Below are 19,665 nucleotides of genomic sequence, written 5' to 3'. Positions count from 1 at the left end.
GAGTGTCCATGTCAGGGAAATTTATTGTCATCGAAGGTCTCGAAGGGGCCGGAAAGAGTTCAGCCATCGCGGTGGTGAAAGCCGCGATTGAACAGGCTGGTCATACGCTGGTGTGTACCCGTGAGCCTGGCGGTACGCCTATGGCTGAAGCCATTCGAGAGTGTGTCAAACATGATTGGCAGGAGCAGGTGACCGTCGAGGCGGAATTATTACTTATGTATGCTGCTCGCGTGCAACTGTTGGCGAATGTGATTAAACCGGCGCTAGAGCAAGGGCAGTGGGTGCTGGGTGACAGGCATGATCTTTCTTCGCAGGCTTACCAGGGCGGTGGAAGACAAATTCCTGAAACCATGTTGGAAAGCCTCAGGGCCATCAGTCTGAAGGGATTTAAACCGGACCTTACTCTTTACTTGGATGTTGAGCCATCGGCTGGCTTAGCCAGGGCCAGAGGGCGAGGGGCGTTGGATCGCATAGAATTATCCGGCTTGGACTTTTTCACTCGCACTCGCGACAGATATCTGCAGCTAGCTGCGCAGGACCCGAGTATTAAAGTGATTGATGCCATGCAGGATATGCCCGCTGTTCACGCGCAGATTCGCAAGGAATTACAGGGCTTTTTAGCATGACCTATCCCTGGTTTGACACCTTGTTTAGCCAGCTTGTTGCACGTTACCAGGGTAGACGTTTGCATCACGCTTTGTTGTTACTTGGTCCCCAGGGGTTAGGTAAGACAGATTTGGCCAAAGATATCGGCGCATATCTATTGTGCCAACGCGCTGAGAAAAAACGTTGCGGTCAGTGTCAGGCCTGCCAGTTGCTGGAAGCCGGCAGTCACCCGGATTTACACCAAATTCAAAGCGAGAAGCAAATTGGCGTGGATGACATCCGCAGCGCCATTGAGAAGCTCAGTGGCAAGTCGCAATTAGGTGGCGCTAAGGTACTGATTATTCATCAGGCTGATAGTATGACCGAGTCTGCGGCGAATGCCTTGCTGAAAACCCTGGAAGAGCCCACCGCGCATACCTATATGTTGTTGACCGCCAGCAGTGCTGAGCGGCTATTGCCAACCATTAAGAGCCGCTGCGAGAAGCTGCTATTAGCAGGTGCGTCGCCTCAGCAAAGCCAGCAATGGTTAGCGGGGCAATACGATGGTCCCATAGAGCCGGAGCTTATGACCTTGTACGGTGCCACACCACTGACCTTATTAAATGTGTTGCAGGATGAGGTCGGACTCAGTTTTTCTGACTTCAGTCAAAGTTTGCAGCAACTCTTAGAGGGGCAATTAGATGCGCTGGCTGTGGCCCAGCAATGGCAGGAGAACCCAGCCCGTTTACTAAGTTGGTTACAACTGTGGTTGAAAAATGTCGTGCAGCAAGGAGATTATGCCCAGGAGGCGATATGGACTTTGCACGCAAAGTGTCTGGCGGCCAGCCGTCAGACGAGTAATCCAGGTCTGAATAAGTTATTGTTATTGTCCAATGTACTGGGCAATGTTCGTTCGCTCAGGAGTTAAGTGTTGTTTATTGATTCCCACTGTCATCTGGACAGATTAGATAAGTCCCCCGAAGAACTCAGTGCTGTGATGCAACGCGCCAGGGACAATGGTGTAAAACACTTTTTGTGTGTTTGCGTTGCCGTTAACGAATATGAAACCATGCTGCAGGCAGTAAAAGAATTTGCCGATGTGTCGGTATCCTGTGGTGTGCATCCGCTGCATCAGGAAGACGCCTGCAGTTACGATGAACTACTGCGTATGGCCAGCCGCGAGGAAGTTGTGGCCATAGGCGAAACGGGCCTGGATTATCATTACAGTCCTGATACCAAAGCGGTTCAGCAACAGTCTTTTATTGATCACATCAAGGTAGCCAACGTGCTGAATAAGCCGTTGATCATCCATACTCGCGATGCGCGTCAGGACACTATTGATTTACTTAAACAATATAAAGCGCCGCAGACCAAAGGGGTGCTGCATTGTTTTACCGAAGATTTAGCGATGGCACAGCAGGCCATGGAGCTGGGTTTCTATATTTCCATTTCAGGGATCGTAACCTTTAAGGCGGCCAAAGCGCTGCAGGATGTGGTGAGAGAGCTGCCCCTTGAGCGTCTGTTGATTGAAACAGACTCGCCTTGGCTGGCCCCTGTGCCTCATCGTGGTAAGGCTAATGAACCGGCTTATGTGAAAGATGTCGCGCAGTTTATTGCTGATTTAAAAGAGATTCCGCTCAGTACACTGGCCGACGCCACCACACAAAACTTCTACCAGCTGTTTGAGCGGGTTAAACCCGCCTGATTTGCCAAGCGGCTGTCAGCGACTCTGTTGAGTAAAACAGAGTCGCAAAAATAAATAACCCAAATCGCCAATAGCATCGTTTATAGGGAAAAACTCAACCCCTAAAAAGGATGCTATATATGCCACATTGTCCAGGTTCCCACCGTGCTTGTTACTTATTGCTAGGCTTTTTGCTGAGCGCTTGTGCCAACGAGCCGCCAAAGCAGCGAGCGCCTAGGGCGGAAGAAAGTGCGGTCGAAAATAAAGTCCTAACCATGCCTGCCATGCAAGCAGCGCAGCGTGTAATGGCAGATGCGGCGAATTATGCGCCTTTACCTCCACCTCGGGGCGTTATGCCACAAAGCCGAGAGCGTTATCTGGTCACCCCTGAAAACGTTTTGATGCTGGCCAGTGAACAGCCCGTGTCGACCTTTTCAATTGATGTAGATACCGGCAGTTACACCAATGTCCGGCGCATGCTAAATCAGGGCCAGTTGCCGCCGGCTGACGCGGTGCGAGCGGAAGATTTTATCAATTATTTCTCCTATGCCTATCCAGCACCGACTGAAGGGAAGGTGTTCAGCATCAACACCGAGCTAGCGGTGTCCCCGTGGAATGCTAAGCGTCATTTATTGAAAATCGGTTTGCAAGGACAGATGCGCGATAAAGAGCAGCGAAAAGCCGCCAATCTGGTGTTTTTACTGGATGTCTCCGGCTCAATGAATGCACCTGAAAAGCTGCCGCTGCTGATAAGCAGTCTGCGACTGTTAACCAGCCAGCTAGACCATCGGGATCGGGTTAGTATTGTGACCTATGCGGGTCGCAGCGAAACGTTACTTGAGCCGACGCCTGGGGATCAGCATGGCCGCATTCAGATGGCCCTTGATAGCCTGTCTGCGGGGGGCGGTACTTATGGTGAAGGCGGTATTCTTCAAGCTTATCAGTTGGCCCGGACTAGTTTTATCAAGCAGGGGGTAAATCGGGTTATTTTGGCTACCGATGGTGACTTTAATGTCGGTATGTCGGATCTGGATGGGCTTAAGGCCCTTATCCGCCGTCAGCGTGAAAGCGGCGTTGCCCTGACTACCCTGGGGTTTGGCAGCGGTAATTACAATGATGCCATGATGGAAAGTCTGTCTAATTTGGGTAATGGTCAGCATGCCTATATCGACAGCATCAATGAAGCGCGTAAGGTGTTAGTGGATGAGTTGTCTTCCAGCATGGAGATTATTGCCAGTGATGTGAAAATTCAGGTGGAGTTTAATCCTGCGCTGGTCAGTGAGTATCGTCTGGTGGGCTATTATAACCGCTTACTGGATCGGGAAGATTTTAATAATGATAAGGTGGATGCCGGTGAAATTGGCGCAGGGCATAGCGTAACGGCTATCTATGAAATCGCGCTGGCGGGGTCTGGTGGAGAACAGCTTGAGCCACTTCGTTACCAGCAGAGGGCCAAGAAAACCGACTTTGCCAATGAGCTTGCACAGATTAAACTCAGGTATAAGCTACCTTTAGCGCAAAAAAGCCAGTTGATCACTGATATTGTGACTGCTGAGCAGCTATCTTCAAAGGACGTGCAGGACGATTTTGCCTTTGTGGCCGCCGTCGCTGGCTTTGCGCAGCAGCTTAAGGGGGGGAAGTATATGCAGGATAGTGATTATCAGACGCTGATTGCCCTGGCCCAACGAGGGATAGGTAGTGATCCACAGGGTTATCGTCATGAATTTATCAATTTGCTTAAAAGTGCTGCGCTATTAAGCCAGACATCAGGCCTTTTTGAATAAACCAAAGGGTGGCATATGCCATTTGCTCAGCCCCAACACGACAGTATTTCTGCCTCCACAGGCCAGCCATCCGACGAACAGTTGATGCTGGCCTATGCTGGCGGTGATGTACAGGCATTTCGCCACTTGTATGGGCAGCACAAAGACCCGCTGTGGCGATTTTTCCTGCGTAGAGGGATGGATGCTGAATGCGCAGAAGAATTAGTACAGGAGGTCTGGCAGCGTGTCATCACTTCAGCTCATCACTATCAGCCTTTTGCCCGGTTTACCACCTGGCTATATCAGATTGCCCGTAATTTGCTGGCCGACCAGCATCGCAAAGCCCATCGTCGATTTACCTTGGTGGGGACTGAGCCCGACGCCTTAGAAGAACCATCACAAGCTTATCCGCACAGCTTAACCGAGCAGGCTAGGTTAGCAAGCCGGCTTAAGCATTGTCTGGGTAAATTACCCGCCTTGCAGTTGGATGTCTTTTTACTTAAAGAAGAAGCCGGTTTAAGTATGGAACAGGTCGCTAAGATTATGAGCTGTGGGGTTGAGGCATGCAAAAGCCGTTGGCGTTATGCGGTGGCGAGTTTGAGTAAATGTATCGGCCTAGGAGAGCAAGACCATGACTGATGACGAAAAGCGTCTGTCTGCTCTGTATCAGAGTATGGAGAAAGAAAACTCTCCTGACCATCTTGATGCGCGTATCCTGGCCATGGCCGAACGTGGTGCTGCTGTCCATTCTGTGCCTTTGGAAAGTAAAGATACCTCGCGCTGGTCAAGCTGGCGCTGGCCATTGTCCAGTGTCGTGTCGGCCGCCTTGTTAGTGGGGGTACTGTTTTTTACTACCTCGCCCATTTTGCCACCTGAAGAGCAGGTCTTATCCGCCCCACCTAGATATGATGTGATGCCAAGTGCACCTCAGCAGGAGCGACATGAATATCAGGCGATGCCCGAGGGAAAACGTCAGGTAGCCGAGCGCCTGGAGCTGGATGTTGCCGCCGAGCAGGCCAAAGAATCCCGCGTTACATCAAAGGCGCTTACTCGTGAGCGGCTGGCTGAAATAGATAGATTGATAGCCGATGGAAAGACCAAGCAGGCGGGGGATTTGCTACTGATCTTGGTTGAGGAAATTCCTGAGGTGAAAGTAAGGCTTAGCGAAGCGCAGCAAACCTTGTTGCAGGACGCCTTGCACCGCGCTGCGAATAGTCAGTAGTGGGGCATTAATCCCCTTTAAATTTTATGGCTTTTCCCCTAAAATGCCGCCGTTTCAGGGCACCCTGTATCGGGTGTCGATGTATTTGGCTCTGGATTTACGTTCCAGCCCGCTAGAGGAAAGTTTCATGTCTCAGATCGTAGTATGTGCGTTGTACAAGTTTGTCACGCTAGAAGATTATCAGGCGATTCGCCAACCCCTTACCGAGTTTATGGAAGCTCAGGCTATCAAGGGCACCTTGTTGCTGGCCCATGAAGGAATCAACGGTACAGTGTCTGGTACACAGGACGCTATTGAGGCGCTGCTGGCCTGGTTGAACGCGGATGCGCGCTTAAACCCCATCAGTTATAAAGTCTCTTTTGATGAAACCCAGCCGTTTCACCGCACTAAGGTTAAGCTGAAAAAAGAAATCGTCACCATGGGCGTGGAAGGCATTGATCCGCGCCGCACTGTAGGTACCTATGTTAAGCCGTCTGATTGGAATGCACTTATCAGTGATCCCGATGTCATTACTATCGATACCCGCAACGACTACGAGATTGAGATTGGTACTTTTAAACATGCTGTAAATCCCAATACCCAAACCTTCCGCGAGTTCCCTCAGTATGTGAAGGAGCAACTTGATCCTGGCAAGCATAAAAAAGTTGCCATGTTCTGCACCGGCGGTATCCGCTGTGAAAAGTCCACAGCCTATCTGAAAGAGCAGGGCTTTGAAGAGGTGTATCACTTAGAAGGTGGCATTCTTAAGTATCTGGAAGAAGTACCTAAAGAAGAAAGCTTGTGGGAAGGGGACTGCTTTGTATTCGACAACCGCGTCGCGGTGAATCACGACTTACAGCGTAGCCACTACGACCAATGCTATGCCTGCCGCTTGCCCATCACAGAAGAGGAAAAACAGCAGCCTGAGTATGAATCCGGCGTTAGCTGTCCTAAATGTTTTGGTAAGCACAGCGAAGAACAACTGGCACGTTTTCGTGAGCGCGAAAAGCAGGTGGAACTGGCAAAACAGCGTGATGAAGAGCATGTGGGCGCAGAGGCCCGTATTGCCATGGAACAGCGTCGCCAGCAAAAGGCCAGTGAGCGCCGGGCCAGAGCATTGGCTGCCAATGCGGCAAAAAAAGCCGAACAGGTAAAGTAAAGTCAGCGAGTGGGTTGTCCACAGATGAAGTCCGGGGGTAAACTAGCCCCCACATCGTCCTAATTCGAGGAAGTGTTATGTCAGGACAATCCCTAACCGAAGCCCAAGTTGCCGAAGTCCGTAAGGAGTTCGATTTTTTTGACAATGATCATAACGGCATGATCGATCTGGGTGAATTTATTGAGTTACTAACCGTACTTTCACCTAAAACCAAGGTTAAAGTAGTTGAAGAAGCCTTCAGCATGATTGATGAGAATGCGGATGGGCACATCGACTTCGAAGAATTCTTGACCTGGTGGCAGCAGGGTTGGTGGGAATACTGATTTTTATCAGTGACAGATAAGAAGGCGCTTTGAGCGCCTTTTTTAATCTCCGCCTCTTGTATGCAGAGGTCAGCCACTTTAGCGCACGATGAAGCAGACAGGGTGATTAAAGCAGATTGGCTTGGTGATCATCCAACATTCTTGTAACATATTGAAAAAGCCAACTTTTTAAAAGTTTATCCAGACACTGGAAGGTCAGTATGTTGCAGGTTAGTCGTTATTTATGCATATATTTCTGCTTGCTATTCACCTTCCATGCCCAGGCCTCACCACTGGTTATCAGCGAAGATACGGTCAATCTAACCGACTTTAAACTTAGCTACTTTATCGACGATTCGCGCTCATTGGATATTGAAGAGGTGACCAGGCAGTCATTTAGCCCGACCGGGAACTATACCACCTTGGGCACGAGTGCAAAGGTCACCTGGTATAAGCTCCAACTGCGCATTGCGGGGACAACGGCCCAACAAATTTTTGTGCATTTGCCTTATGCCTATCATGTTCGCTCCGTGGCATTTTACGAGTTTCGTGGTGCGACCCTGACTCACAGTGAATGGCTGGATATGAACGACGCTAAGGACAGTCCGCTGATGTACAGGGGCGCTGTGGTGTACCCCATAAACATGGTATCTGACGAGACACTGACCTTATATGTTCGCAGCCATGCTTATTCACATCAATGGTTTGCTCTGAACCTGCATGATGCTGAAGGTTCAAAACGGGCGCTTATTGGGGCTAAAACTGATATTGCCCTGATGGTGGGCATGATGCTGGCGCTGGTGTTTTACAATGGCCTTTTGTATTTTGCCACCAGTAAAAAAGAGAATATCTATTATTCCTTTTATCTGATTTCGGGCCTGCTTTGGATTGCGCTGTCTTATGGGTTACTGGCTAATGTGTTTGGCTGGTATGGTGACAGGGTGTTTATGCTGAATCTCAGTTTAATCACTATGCCAATCTTCCTGTTATTGTTTGTTATGACCATTTTCGAGACCAAACGTTTTTACCCCATCGAACACCGCTTTTTGCAATTTATGCTGATATTGCTGTCGGTGACCTTGGTGTATGGCTTATTTGATATTTCCGGAGCCCTGAAGCCTGCCAGCAGCCTGGCTGCGCTAATGATGATAATTACCTTCTCGGTGAGTATTTCTCTGTACCGAAAAGGTAATCCATTAGTGAAGTACTTTCTGATTGGACACAGCTTCTTCGTGTTGTTTAACGGTATGGCCGTGCTGTTTTATAAAGGGCTGATAAGCCCAAGCTACATCAGTCACTTTGGTGTTGGCATTGGTATCGTACTGGAAGCTTTGACCTTGGCCTTTATCATTTCATATAGAATTAAAATTCTTGAAGATATCCGCCATTCCCAGGAGGAATTGAAGCGACAGGCCGCCACAGACCCTTTAACCAAGCTCTATAATCGCCGCTATTTTTATTCGGAAGCCGACTACCTGTTAGAAGTGGCAAAGACTCAGCAAGAGCCACTTTCGGTACTGGTCGCAGATATCGACCACTTTAAGCGGGTCAATGATACTTATGGTCACCAAATGGGGGACAGGGTTATTGTTGAGGTGGCAACTACCCTTAAGAAGTTCTGTCGAAGTAAGGACCTGATTGCCCGCTTTGGCGGGGAAGAGTTTGTTGTGTTGTTACCGGCTGCGGATGAGCAGGAAGCCAATAAATGTGCGCAGCGTATCTTGCTGGCCATTCAGTCCCTGGTACTTATTACCGATGAGCAGGATACCTTGCATTTTACTGTCAGTATTGGCTTAGTTGAAGTTGATAACAGCACAGAAACTATCCAAATGGCGGTAAATCGCGCCGATAAGGCACTCTACCAGGCTAAGCAGTCCGGCCGGAATCAAATTTGTGTTCAACAGATGCCAGATAATTAGTGGCCTTCCACTGCCTCGGCGAAAAGAACGATAAGCAACATAAGCAAGGCTAAACTCAGATAAGAGGCGACCCGCTTAGGTGCATGTTCACGTATGGCACAGTGCCGTGCCGCAATCAACGCTTGTAACAGGTAGTAAAAGGCGAAGGCTCTGGAGGCATAGCTAACCAGCTGGAATATATTGCTGCTCCAAAGCAGTATTAAACTAAGCAGACTGATCACCGGATAAAGACCACGCGCGCGAATTCGATAGCGGCTCTGCTGTTCCACTACACCACCTGCACCTATGGTGTCAGCAATGGCGGCACTGAACTGACTCATAGCAGCAGCAATAATGAGCAAAGTGGGTAAGATAAGGGTAATTTGCGCCGATACGGTGATGATCGCGGTTTCACTGGGCGTAGTCCCAACAAACTGTCCCATAAAGGGCATCGCCAATACCACAAAGCTGATGTAAATAAAGGCTGCCAATATTTGAGCCAACGCCATTGAGCGAATTCTTATTGATGCCGGATATTGAGAGGCCAGGTATTTACTGGTTTCAAACCCCTGCACAATAAGCAACATACCGGCGAGTTGACATAGACTTTGCCACCAAGGTTGCTCGGGGCTGGCTAGGCCATGCCAATGATAGCCCTGCTGAATATCCTGCCACAGTAAACCCACCAGCAAAGCGGCAATAATGGCGAGTTTTACACTGACCGAGTATTCTTCCAAGCGCTCAAGCCCGTGCAGACCCTTTAAGAGCCCGTAAAGGCCAATAATGCCCAGCACCAGGCTGGCCGCGATGTTCGCATTAAACTCTGAATAGATATCCAGACCGGTTAACACGAAGCCTGTCATCAGCCTAATATAAAAAGTAATGGAAATAACATAAGCAAAGGCAAGTGCTATGTCGGCGAAGCGCTCCAAACCTAATAAGAGCTTATCCTGAGGCATCGCCTGTTCCAGCTCTTCAACCTGCATGCTGTAGCGCATTGCACTGCCCAGCCACCATGACAGCAAGACTATAGCCACAATGGCTATCCCTGCCCAATGTCCGGCAATATTGGCCAGCAGCGGCACAACCACCAGAAAGCCGCTGCCAATTATTGAGGCCAGTGGGGTTACTGTTGCTTGCCAGAACACGGAGTTTTTAACGCGAGGTTGTAATAGCCATACCACCAAAGCCAGGCTTAATGTTAGCAGGACAGCATCCAGCGTGGTGAAGTCTTGGGTTGGTACTTGCATTTGTATCGCCATTTGATGCCTGCGCGTAATTTACGGTTAGCGTTTGTAGAGTACCTTAATCAGATGATAGCCAAAGCGAGTTTTCACCGGGCCTTGGATTTCCAGTTCAGGACCTTTAAACACCGCTTTGTCAAAAGCGGGTGCCATCTGGCCTTGGGCAAACTCTCCTAAATCTCCGCCTCGTTTCCCTGAAGGACATAAGGAATGCTTCTTCGCCAATTGCTGGAAGCTACCACCTTTAGCTAACTGTTGTTTAAGGGCCAAACATTCTTGTTCGGTTTTTACCAATATATGCAGTGCAGCGGCTTTTCGTGCCATTGGAGCGTCCTCTTTAGATCACAAAGGAAAATGCGGTCTGTTATTATCCGCTATCGTCTTATCAGGTTTCAAATCTCAGCGTGGGGGCGGCAGCTTTGGAGCATCTCGTTGATGAGGTCGTCATCATTAAGTGCTCTGCCAATGGCTACACCTCCTACCATTAATACCGCCTGTTGCAGGGCTTTTTCTCGACACAAACCACCGGATTCAAGTAACCGCACCATGCCCTGAAACGTGCTGGTATAAGTATCTCTCACTTCATTGTCACGCTGACTGATATCGGTAACGAGAAAAGCCAGTGGGCAGCGCCTGCCGTGGCCCTTAACGTGTTCGGGAGACAAATACCGCTCAGCCAATTCTGTATGGCTGGGTGTCGGGGGAAGAAGGCTAATACTGTTATTGGCCGCCGTCTGTATAGCCTCTCGGTAAAGTGCCGACTTTGATGTGAAATGGGCGTAAAACGCGCCCCGGGTCAGCTTGGCGTCTGTCATCACCTGGTCAATACTGATTTGTTCAAAACCATGTTCGGTAAACAAACGAGCGGCACTGGCTAAAATGCGCTCGCGGGTTTGTTCTTTGTGGCTGTGCTTCCAGGCCATATATGTATCCTGATTCAGAATATGTTCTTGAACATATTTAGGCATTTTCTATGCTGAAGCAAGTGAATAATCAAAGGAGACGTTATGCAAAAAGTTCATATATATTCCGTGCCCTTTAGTAGCTTCGGCCGGGTGGCGCAACTGGTGTGTGAAGAAAAGCAGATACCTTACAGTATGGGTACGACGGTGGCGGGACACGAGGTTCCGTTTAAGGGTGAGCAGCACCTGGCCTGGCACCCCTATGGCAAGATGCCGGTATTACTGAGTGGGGATAAGGTGCTTTGTGAATCTTCCAGTATTATTCGCTATTTGGATAATCAGTTTCCGGGCCCCAAATTGCAGCCTCAGGATCCTTGGTTGGCAGCGAAGTTGGATGAAAGGGTACTACTACTGGCCAACTATATTAATCATGCGCTGATCCGTGATTACATGCTGGAACTGGTCTTTCCAAAAGGACCGGAAGGGACGCCGCGTTTGGATGTCATAGAGATGAACAAACCGGCGGCACTAGATGCTTTGGCTTTGGTAGAAAAGTGGTTGTCAGAAGAAGGGGGCTACCTGTTTGGTAGTGAATTCAGTCTGGCCGACGCTATGGCGTTACCTTCACTGTATTATGCAACACAACTTAAAACTCCTTTTGCCTTGGTAAGTGAAGACTGTGCTGTTTACCAATATGTGATGCGTATGAAAGCCACGCACCCTTCCTGCGCAAAAGTGCTGGTGCCCAAGCAAGGATAATACCGTATAAAAAAGGCGCTCAACTGAGCGCCTTTGGTTTTCAGTTAAAGAAATTTAGCCACCCAATGCAGTACGGGCATCGGTGTAGGTCAAACCCAATTGGCTACCCAAGGCATCAACCACGGCTTTGTAAGTCACCTTGCCTTCATGAACATTCAAACCGTTTAACAGGTGAACGTCATCCAACATGGCTTGCTTCGGACCTTTGTTGGCCAGTGCTAAACCAAAGGGCAGGGTAGCGTTGTTCAGTGCCATGGTGGACGTGCGGGCAACACCACCAGGCATATTAGCCACGCAATAATGCACCACACCGTCAACCGTATAAACTGGATCCTGATGGGTGGTGGCGCGAGCAGTTTCAAAACAGCCACCCTGGTCGATAGCCACGTCAACGACAACAGAGCCTTCTTTCATATTACGGATATGTTCCGCGGTCAGCAGCTTAGGAGCCGCAGCGCCAGGGATAAGCACAGCACCGATAACCAGATCCGCTTTGGAAGAATAATGCTCAATGGCATCTACGGTCGAATAAACGGTTTTCAGTTGACCACGGAAGATATCGTCCAGTTCGCGCAAACGGGGCAGGGAACGGTCTAAAATAGTGACATCGGCGCCAAGGCCAATGGCCATCTTCGCGGCGTTAGTGCCAACCACACCACCGCCGACAATCAGTACTTTTCCTGGCGCTACACCAGGTACACCACCCAACAATGTGCCGCTACCACCATGGGCCTTCTCCAGATAATGGGCGCCGGCCTGAATAGACATACGGCCAGCCACTTCTGACATAGGGGCCAACAATGGCAAACCATTGCGAGCATCAGTAACAGTTTCATAAGCAATACAGGTAGCGCCGGACGCTACCAACAGCTCTGTTTGCGTTGGATCAGGTGCTAAATGCAGGTAGGTGTAGAGGGTTTGCCCCTTGCTCAGCATCTTACATTCGTTGGGCTGAGGCTCTTTGACCTTCACGATCATTTCAGCGTTGTCGAAAATGCTTTCTGCCTTATCACTGATGGTTGCGCCTGCAGCCACATACTGATCATCAGTAAAGCCAATGGCTGTGCCAGCGTCTTTCTGCACAACCACGTTATGGCCGTGGGTGACAAATTCCTTTACGGCAGCGGGCGTCAGTCCTACACGGTATTCATGATTTTTTATTTCTTTGGGTACACCGATCAACATGTTCTGTTTAACCTTTGCGGAAAAATGGGGTTGTGAAGTATATGAAAAGATTTACGGAAGAGTATGCTGAAAAAATGTTAATTTCGGCATATAATCCTGCTAAACGTCGATTTGTCGGAACTTTGTATGCTTGTTAAAACCCCTAAACATCTTGACCGTATCGACCGTAATATTTTGGTGGAGCTGCAAAAAGATGGCCGTCTTTCCAACGTGGAATTATCCCGTCGGGTTGGCCTAAGTGCCACACCTTGCTTAGAACGGGTCAGGCGTTTGGAGCAACAAGGGTACATAACAGGCTATCACGCCAAGGTTGAACCGGCCAAGCTTGGTGCGGCCATGTTAGTCTTTGTTGAGATAACCTTAACCAAGACATCCACCGACATCTTCGCAGAATTTTCTGCTGCGGTTCGTAAACTTGACGATATTCAGGAATGCCATCTGGTAGCAGGGGATTTCGACTTTTTGCTCAAAGCCAGAGTGGCGGACATGTCCAGCTACCGAAAGTTGCTGGGCGATACCTTACTGAGCTTGCCTGGTGTCAGTGAGTCGCGAACCTACGTGGTAATGGAAGAAGTGAAGCATACCGGCATTTTGAAAATTAACCTCAAATAATCCCACCTGCTGTTGGCGTTTAGCGACACCCCGAACAAGATTTGTTCAACCGTGAAAATACTGGCAATAAAAACAGGGTTTATGAGCCACTACGCTAGGATTTTGCGAATGTGGCTGGTATCTTTGCAGGTTGTTTGCAGTGGCAATTTATATATAACAATTAAATGATTATGGCGCGACTTTCTGGTATCCAACGGATTATGGAAGTGGGCATGATAGTGTGCAGCATGTTTGCGCTGTACCTGTTGCTCGCTTTGGCCTCTTTTGACCCCGCCGACCCAAGCTGGAGCCAGGCGGGTTTTCGTGAAGACGTGCAAAATGCAGCGGGCTCTATTGGTGCCTGGTTTGCAGACATCCTCTTAAATAGCTTTGGTTATATTGCCTACGCTTTTCCATTTGGCATTGCCTTGCTAGGCTGGTTTTTATTTCAGCAAACCAAAGATTTGCTGGAACTGGATTACCTTACTATAGGCCTGCGGCTGATTGGCTGTATTTTATCGATAATTGGTGCCACGGCGCTGTTTAGCCTCAATGCAGATGATATCTATGTATTCTCCGCGGGTGGTTTTGTAGGAGATGCCATCAGTGGGCGCTTGTTACCCTATTTTAATCTGGCGGGTACGACGCTGCTGTTGCTGTGTTTTTTATGTACCGGATTGACCTTAATGACAGGACTGTCCTGGTTAGCGCTGGTTGACCACCTTGGCGATTGGACTATCAGTGGCTTACGTTGGCTTGGCAGGCTACCGGCCATGCTTCAGGATATGCAGGTACCCAGTTTGCCTAAGCGAGCCAAGGCAGTGGAACCGCAAGATGATGAGGTTGTGGAAGCGCCGGTCGCCGCACGTCAGGAACCTGCGGTTGACCCTGTGATAAGACGTGAACCTGTTATGGAGCCGGTCTTTACTCTGGATGATGAACCTAGCTTTGATGATGTGGCGGTTTTTGAACAGCCGGAGCCAGTAAAAGCCACGCCTGCTGCGGCGCCTGCCGTGAAAACGAAGCCGACCAAAGATAAACCTAAAACCCTGGCAGAACTGGAACAGGAATTCGCCGTGGAAGGGGAGCGCCCGCCCTTTGATCTTCTCGATCGTCCCGACAAGGTGAAAAACCCTATCTCCCCTGAAGAGCTGGAAGCCGCTTCTCGTCTGGTTGAAGCTAAACTTCTGGACTTTAACATCGAGGCCAAAGTAGTGGGGGTATATCCGGGCCCTGTGATCACGCGTTTCGAACTGGATTTAGCCCCTGGGGTGAAGGTTGCCAAGATTTCTTCGCTGGCTAAAGATTTGGCCCGTGCTTTGTCGGCCATATCGGTGCGGGTGGTGGAGGTCATTCCGGGGAAATCTGTGATTGGCCTGGAACTGCCGAATAAACATCGTGAAATGGTTCGTCTGTCCGAAGTCATTGAGTGTGATACTTTCCAAAAATCTGCCTCTAACCTGACCATGGTACTGGGTAAGGATATTGCCGGAAAACCTGTGGTGGTGGATCTGGCAAAAATGCCCCATTTGTTGGTGGCTGGTACTACAGGCTCTGGTAAGTCGGTGGGCGTCAACGTGATGATCCTGTCGCTACTGTATAAATCCAGCCCCGAAGATGTGCGGCTGATAATGATTGACCCCAAAATGTTGGAGTTGTCAGTTTATGAGGGGATTCCTCATCTGTTAGCGGAAGTGGTCACCGATATGAAAGAGGCGGCCAATGCTCTGCGCTGGTGTGTGGGGGAAATGGAACGTCGTTATCGTCTGATGTCTGCGCTGGGGGTACGTAACCTTAAAGGCTACAACGCTAAGATTGCGGAGGCCATTGAAGCCGGTGAACCGATTAAGGACCCGCTGTGGAAGCCAGAGCAGAGTATGGATCCCGAAGCGCCAGATTTGGAAAAGCTGCCCAGCATTGTGGTAGTGGTGGACGAATTTGCCGATATGATGATGATTGTCGGCAAAAAAGTGGAAGAGCTTATTGCCCGTATTGCTCAGAAGGCCAGGGCTGCCGGTATTCATTTAGTGCTGGCTACTCAACGCCCGTCTGTGGATGTCATTACCGGTCTTATCAAAGCCAACATTCCCACACGTATTGCTTTCCAGGTGTCATCTAAGATTGACTCCCGAACTATCCTCGATCAGCAGGGCGCAGAAGCCTTGCTGGGACAAGGGGATATGCTGTATTTACCGCCAGGCACCGGTGTACCGACCAGGGTACATGGCGCTTTTGTGGATGATCACGAAGTACATGCGGTGGTGGCCGACTGGCAGAAACGCGGTAAACCGAATTATATCGACGAAATATTAAGTGGAGAGGGTAGCGCTGAAGTGTTGCTGCCTGGAGAGCAAGCCGAAGGCGATGACGCTGAATCAGACCCACTGTATGACGAAGCTGTCGCCTTTGTGACCCAAAGTCGCCGGGCATCAGTGTCCAGCGTGCAGCGCCAGTTCAGAATTGGCTACAACCGCGCAGCGCGAATTGTTGAGCAGATGGAGATGTGTGGTGTTGTGAGTGCGCAAGGCCATAACGGCAACCGCGAAGTATTAGCGCCGCCACCGGTTTGATGTTACGACAGGTCGCATTCAGGCAATGGTCAGTTTAACTTGTCACAATGTGACTGTGTGAATTACCAAGAAGTGTGTATGAAGAAAATATTTCTAACCAGTTTGTGTGTCCTGGCCATGCCAGTTTTGGCTGATGACGCTGCCGATAGCCTCAAAAGCAGACTGCATGCATTGCAAAGTTTTCAGGCTAATTTTTCTCAGCAGGTTGTGGATGGGCAAGGGCAGCACGTTCAGGAAGCAACAGGTAAATTGCAACTTCAGCAGCCCAATCAATTGCGCTGGGAGTTATTTGCGCCCCATGAGACGCTGTTGATTGCAGACGGCCAAGCTGTCTGGCATGTTGATCCCTTCGTCGAACAAGCCATTGTCATGGACCAGCAGACGACAGTGGCAGATAATCCGCTGATTTTATTGGCACAGCCGGACAGTCAGCATTGGCAGGACTTCGCGGTGACTGCCGAGGGCGCCAGTTTCCAGATTCGCAGCCACAATCAGGACAGCCAGATTGACACCCTGACCCTGAAATTTGACGGAAAAACTCTGGTTTCACTGAGCCTGTTGGATAGGCAGCAGCAAACCAGCACCCTGGATTTTTCTGATATCCAGCAAAACGCCTCGTTACCGGCAGAGCTGTTTCGCTTCGCGCTTCCCGATGGTTACGAACTGGATGATCAACGCCAGGTGCAGACCGGAAGCTTGCCAAAACCATGACCCAGCAACTGGACTTTGGCCAGGATAACCCCTATCAGCCACTGGCCGCATTAATGCGGCCAAAACGCTTGCAAGACTACGCCGGGCAGCAGCATATTCTTGGCGAGGGGAAACCGCTACGAAGGGCTATTGAGCAGGGTAAAGCCCATTCTATGATCCTTTGGGGCCCGCCTGGGACAGGAAAAACCACCCTGGCCGAATTGATTGCCGGCTATTGTGATGCCCATGTTGAACGCATCTCGGCAGTGACCTCGGGGGTCAAGGAAATCCGTCAAGCCATCGACAATGCCCGCCACCAGGCCTTGTCACTCGGTAAGAAAACCTTATTGTTCGTAGACGAAGTCCACCGCTTTAACAAAAGCCAGCAGGACGCGTTTTTACCCCATATTGAAGATGGTACGGTGATTTTTATCGGCGCCACTACCGAAAATCCCTCGTTTGAACTCAATGGGGCGTTGTTATCCCGAGCCAGGGTGTATCTGCTTAAGAAGCTTGAAGCCGCGGATCTGGATTGGATGTTGGTTAGGGCGATGCAGGATAGCCGCTTTAACGGCATCACCTTGGCTGATGATGCACGTCAACTGTTGACCGAACTTGCTGATGGTGATGGACGGCGTGTACTGAATTACCTTGAGTTGTCAGCGGATTTTGCCGAACAAGGCTTGGTGAGTGTTGCGACCGTGCGCGACGCTGTAGGCGGCAAGGTGGCCTCATTCGATAAAGGAGGCGATCAGTTTTACGATATGCTGTCCGCCTTGCATAAGTCCGTAAGAGGTTCCTCCCCGGATGGTGCTTTGTATTGGTATGCCCGTATGCTGGAGGCGGGATGCGACCCATTAGTGGCGGCCCGGCGGTTATTGGCTATCGCCTCTGAAGATATCGGCAATGCAGACCCTAGAGCCTTGCAGGTATGTCTGAATGCCTGGGATATCTTTCATCGGGTTGGGCCGGCAGAAGGGGAACGGGCTATTGCACAGGCATTGGTCTATTGTGCCTGTGCGGCTAAAAGTAATGCCCTGTACACGGCCTTTAAACAAGCACGCCAAGACGCCAGAGAACAGGCTAATTTTGAGGTGCCGCATCATTTACGTAACGCCCCAACCAAGCTGATGAAAGAGCAGGGCTACGGCAGCGAATACCGTTATGCCCACAATGAGCCTGGGGCTTACGCGGCCGGTGAATGTTACCTGCCGCCACAGCTTGCAAATCAACGCTATTATCAGCCTAATGAACGGGGGCTGGAAAAACAGATCCGTGCCAAACTGGATTATTTGCGAGAGCAGGACGAGCAAAGTGAGCAGCAACGTTATAAGTAATAGTTTTGCTTTATACGCGACCATTGCCGCTGGAGGGGCCATGGGCGCCTGCTTACGTTATTTTATCTCGCAACTGACTTTGCAATGGTTTGGTAAAGGCTTTCCCTTTGGTACACTGGCCGTCAATATTCTCGGCTCTTTGATGATAGGCATAGTGTATGGCCTGATCGAAAGCGAGTATGTGGCAGGCCACCCTTGGCGAACCTTTCTTAGCATTGGCTTTATTGGCGCCCTGACCACATTTTCCACGTTTTCCCTGGATACCCTGTTGCTGATGCAACAAGGCGCATGGATGAAAGCCGTGGGCAATATTGTGTTAAACCTGCTGTGCTGCCTGTTAGCGGCGTGGCTGGGAATTAAATTGATCATAAACAAAGGTTAATCACACAGCATGTTAGACCCGAATTTTTTGCGCAGCGATATCGAGACAACCGCGCAGCGCCTTGCCACCCGCGGCTTCACCCTGGATGTGGCAACCTTTCAGTCCCTTGAGGAAAAACGTAAGGCACTGCAGGTTCGCACCCAGGAATTGCAGAATGAGCGTAACGTACGTTCCAAGAATATAGGCAAAGCCAAGGCTGCCGGTGAAGATATCGCGCCTTTATTGGCCGAAGTGGGCAAGCTGGGCGATGAACTGGACAGTGCGAAAACCGAACTGGATGCGCTGTTAGACGAAATCAGCCAACTGTCGCAGGCACTGCCTAACTTGCCACATGAGTCCGTGCCAGTGGGACGGGATGAAGACGAGAACAAAGAAATCAGCCGCTGGGGAACCCCGCGTCAGTTTGACTTTGATATCAAAGATCATGTTGATGTGGCGACGGCGCTGGATAAAGGGCTGGACTTTGAGGCTGGGGTTAAGCTCAGTGGTGCGCGTTTTGTGGTTATGCGCGGTAAAATTGCCCGTCTGCATCGTGCCTTAACCCAGTTTATGCTGGATCTGCATACCAGCGAACATGGCTATCAGGAAATGTATGTCCCGTATCTGGTCAACGCGGACAGTTTATTTGGTACCGGCCAATTGCCTAAATTCGGCGAAGATCTGTTTCATACTAAGCCTGCCACGGAAGAGGGGCAGGGCTTGAGCCTGATCCCCACCGCTGAGGTCCCTTTGACCAATCTGGGGCGTGATGAAATTTTCCCAGCAGAGCAGTTGCCCCTTAAGATGACGGCGCACACGCCTTGTTTTCGCAGTGAAGCCGGCTCCTATGGCCGTGATACCCGTGGTTTGATTCGTCAGCATCAGTTTGACAAAGTGGAGTTGGTTCAGTTGGTTAAGCCTGAGACCTCTTTTGAGGCCCTCGAAGAGCTAACCGAGCACGCCGAGAAGGTCCTGCGTTTATTGGGCTTACCCTATCGTAAAATGCTGCTTTGCACCGGTGATATGGGCTTTGGCTCGAGTAAAACATACGATCTGGAAGTGTGGTTGCCCGCGCAGAACACGTACCGTGAAATCTCTTCATGCTCAAATATGGTGGATTTCCAGGCGCGCCGTATGCAGGCCCGTTACCGTAACCCTGAAACCGGTAAACCCGAATTACTGCACACTTTGAATGGCTCAGGGTTAGCGGTCGGCCGTACCTTAGTGGCCATTTTGGAAAACTACCAGCAAGCCGATGGCAGTGTTGAGATCCCGGATGCGCTGCGCCCGTATATGGGCGGTGTTGAAGTGATCCGTTAAGCGAGAGCGGTAATTTAACCATCAAAAACGGGCCGATTGGCCTAATGCCAGTCAGTTAAGCTGACTGGCATTTTTCTTTGTGGGGTATTTATTGGGTTTTCTCCTGACCACCCG

The 19,665-nt window shown here is 50.1% G+C and carries 20 protein-coding genes; 16 read left to right on the top strand and 4 right to left on the bottom strand.

Annotated features, from left to right (window positions below; all coding sequences use genetic code 11):
• Positions 1-8: 8 nt before the first annotated feature.
• The 9 genes from tmk to IEX02_RS15945 all read left to right on the top strand — a co-directional run bounded on the left by tmk (position 9) and on the right by IEX02_RS15945 (position 8,613).
• Positions 9-626, top strand: coding sequence for a dTMP kinase (tmk, locus tag IEX02_RS15985; RefSeq protein ID WP_188697450.1), 618 nt, complete (start codon positions 9-11; stop codon positions 624-626).
• The gene (gene holB / locus IEX02_RS15980; protein ID WP_188697447.1) at positions 623-1,513 is read left to right on the top strand and encodes a DNA polymerase III subunit delta'; all 891 of its coding nucleotides are present in this window, start codon (positions 623-625) and stop codon (positions 1,511-1,513) included. Before tmk ends, holB begins: the two co-directional genes overlap by 4 nt.
• Positions 1,514-1,516: 3 nt before the next feature.
• Positions 1,517-2,290, top strand: a complete 774-nt coding sequence (locus IEX02_RS15975; RefSeq protein WP_188697941.1) for a TatD family hydrolase — start codon at positions 1,517-1,519, stop codon at positions 2,288-2,290.
• Positions 2,291-2,409: 119 nt separating this feature from the next.
• Positions 2,410-4,053, top strand: coding sequence for a vWA domain-containing protein (locus IEX02_RS15970; RefSeq protein WP_229702255.1), 1,644 nt, complete (start codon positions 2,410-2,412; stop codon positions 4,051-4,053).
• Between the two features lie 15 nt (positions 4,054-4,068).
• Positions 4,069-4,671, top strand: coding sequence for a sigma-70 family RNA polymerase sigma factor (locus IEX02_RS15965; RefSeq protein ID WP_188697441.1), 603 nt, complete (start codon positions 4,069-4,071; stop codon positions 4,669-4,671).
• Positions 4,664-5,254, top strand: coding sequence for a hypothetical protein (locus tag IEX02_RS15960; protein ID WP_188697438.1), 591 nt, complete (start codon positions 4,664-4,666; stop codon positions 5,252-5,254). The genes IEX02_RS15965 and IEX02_RS15960 overlap by 8 nt, the downstream gene beginning before the upstream one ends.
• 127 nt (positions 5,255-5,381) lie before the next feature.
• Positions 5,382-6,392, top strand: a complete 1,011-nt coding sequence (gene trhO, locus IEX02_RS15955) for an oxygen-dependent tRNA uridine(34) hydroxylase TrhO (RefSeq protein ID WP_188697435.1) — start codon at positions 5,382-5,384, stop codon at positions 6,390-6,392.
• A gap of 77 nt (positions 6,393-6,469) precedes the next feature.
• A complete protein-coding gene (locus IEX02_RS15950; protein ID WP_188697432.1) occupies positions 6,470-6,715 on the top strand; it encodes an EF-hand domain-containing protein in 246 nt (81 codons plus the stop codon).
• A 200-nt stretch (positions 6,716-6,915) separates the two neighbouring features.
• Positions 6,916-8,613, top strand: a complete 1,698-nt coding sequence (locus IEX02_RS15945) for a sensor domain-containing diguanylate cyclase (RefSeq protein ID WP_188697430.1) — start codon at positions 6,916-6,918, stop codon at positions 8,611-8,613.
• On the opposite strand, the gene IEX02_RS15940 is transcribed toward IEX02_RS15945, so the two are convergent.
• From IEX02_RS15940 to IEX02_RS15930, 3 genes are all read right to left on the bottom strand, one after another.
• On the bottom strand, positions 8,610-9,842 hold the full coding sequence (locus IEX02_RS15940; protein WP_188697427.1) for an Aq_097 family APC-type transporter: 1,233 nt from the start codon (positions 9,840-9,842) through the stop codon (positions 8,610-8,612). The genes IEX02_RS15945 and IEX02_RS15940 overlap by 4 nt on opposite strands.
• A gap of 36 nt (positions 9,843-9,878) precedes the next feature.
• Entirely contained in the window at positions 9,879-10,160 is a 282-nt protein-coding gene (gene ppiC / locus IEX02_RS15935) for a peptidylprolyl isomerase PpiC (RefSeq protein WP_188697424.1), read from the bottom strand.
• A 68-nt stretch (positions 10,161-10,228) separates the two neighbouring features.
• Positions 10,229-10,759 (bottom strand): TetR/AcrR family transcriptional regulator, encoded by a 531-nt coding sequence (locus IEX02_RS15930; RefSeq protein WP_188697419.1) that lies wholly within the window; start codon positions 10,757-10,759, stop codon positions 10,229-10,231.
• Between the two features lie 84 nt (positions 10,760-10,843).
• Between IEX02_RS15930 and IEX02_RS15925 the strand changes: the two genes are divergently transcribed.
• Positions 10,844-11,497: a glutathione S-transferase family protein gene (locus tag IEX02_RS15925; RefSeq protein WP_188697416.1), complete on the top strand. Its 654-nt coding sequence runs from the start codon at positions 10,844-10,846 to the stop codon at positions 11,495-11,497.
• A 54-nt stretch (positions 11,498-11,551) separates the two neighbouring features.
• On the opposite strand, the gene ald is transcribed toward IEX02_RS15925, so the two are convergent.
• A complete protein-coding gene (gene ald, locus IEX02_RS15920; RefSeq protein WP_188697412.1) occupies positions 11,552-12,682 on the bottom strand; it encodes an alanine dehydrogenase in 1,131 nt (376 codons plus the stop codon).
• Between the two features lie 126 nt (positions 12,683-12,808).
• Here ald and lrp point away from each other — a divergent pair, with 126 nt between their 5' ends.
• From lrp to serS, 6 genes are all read left to right on the top strand, one after another.
• Positions 12,809-13,294, top strand: coding sequence for a leucine-responsive transcriptional regulator Lrp (gene lrp, locus IEX02_RS15915; protein ID WP_188697409.1), 486 nt, complete (start codon positions 12,809-12,811; stop codon positions 13,292-13,294).
• 170 nt (positions 13,295-13,464) lie between these two features.
• Positions 13,465-15,843, top strand: coding sequence for a DNA translocase FtsK (locus IEX02_RS20645; RefSeq protein WP_188697406.1), 2,379 nt, complete (start codon positions 13,465-13,467; stop codon positions 15,841-15,843).
• A 78-nt stretch (positions 15,844-15,921) separates the two neighbouring features.
• Positions 15,922-16,554 (top strand): outer membrane lipoprotein periplasmic chaperone LolA, encoded by a 633-nt coding sequence (gene lolA / locus IEX02_RS15905; protein ID WP_188697403.1) that lies wholly within the window; start codon positions 15,922-15,924, stop codon positions 16,552-16,554.
• Positions 16,551-17,870, top strand: coding sequence for a replication-associated recombination protein A (locus tag IEX02_RS15900; protein WP_188697401.1), 1,320 nt, complete (start codon positions 16,551-16,553; stop codon positions 17,868-17,870). The genes lolA and IEX02_RS15900 overlap by 4 nt, the downstream gene beginning before the upstream one ends.
• Entirely contained in the window at positions 17,863-18,252 is a 390-nt protein-coding gene (gene crcB / locus IEX02_RS15895; RefSeq protein WP_229702270.1) for a fluoride efflux transporter CrcB, read from the top strand. The genes IEX02_RS15900 and crcB overlap by 8 nt, the downstream gene beginning before the upstream one ends.
• A 9-nt stretch (positions 18,253-18,261) precedes the next feature.
• Complete coding sequence (gene serS / locus IEX02_RS15890; protein WP_188697397.1) at positions 18,262-19,551, top strand: serine--tRNA ligase; 1,290 nt, start codon at positions 18,262-18,264, stop codon at positions 19,549-19,551.
• Positions 19,552-19,665 lie beyond the last annotated feature (114 nt).

This window comes from Bowmanella pacifica (assembly GCF_014645355.1).
Taxonomy (GTDB): Bacteria; Pseudomonadota; Gammaproteobacteria; order Enterobacterales; family Alteromonadaceae; genus Bowmanella; species Bowmanella pacifica.
The sequence above is the reverse complement of the archived record's forward strand: the minus strand, read 5'-3'. Positions and strand labels throughout refer to the sequence as shown.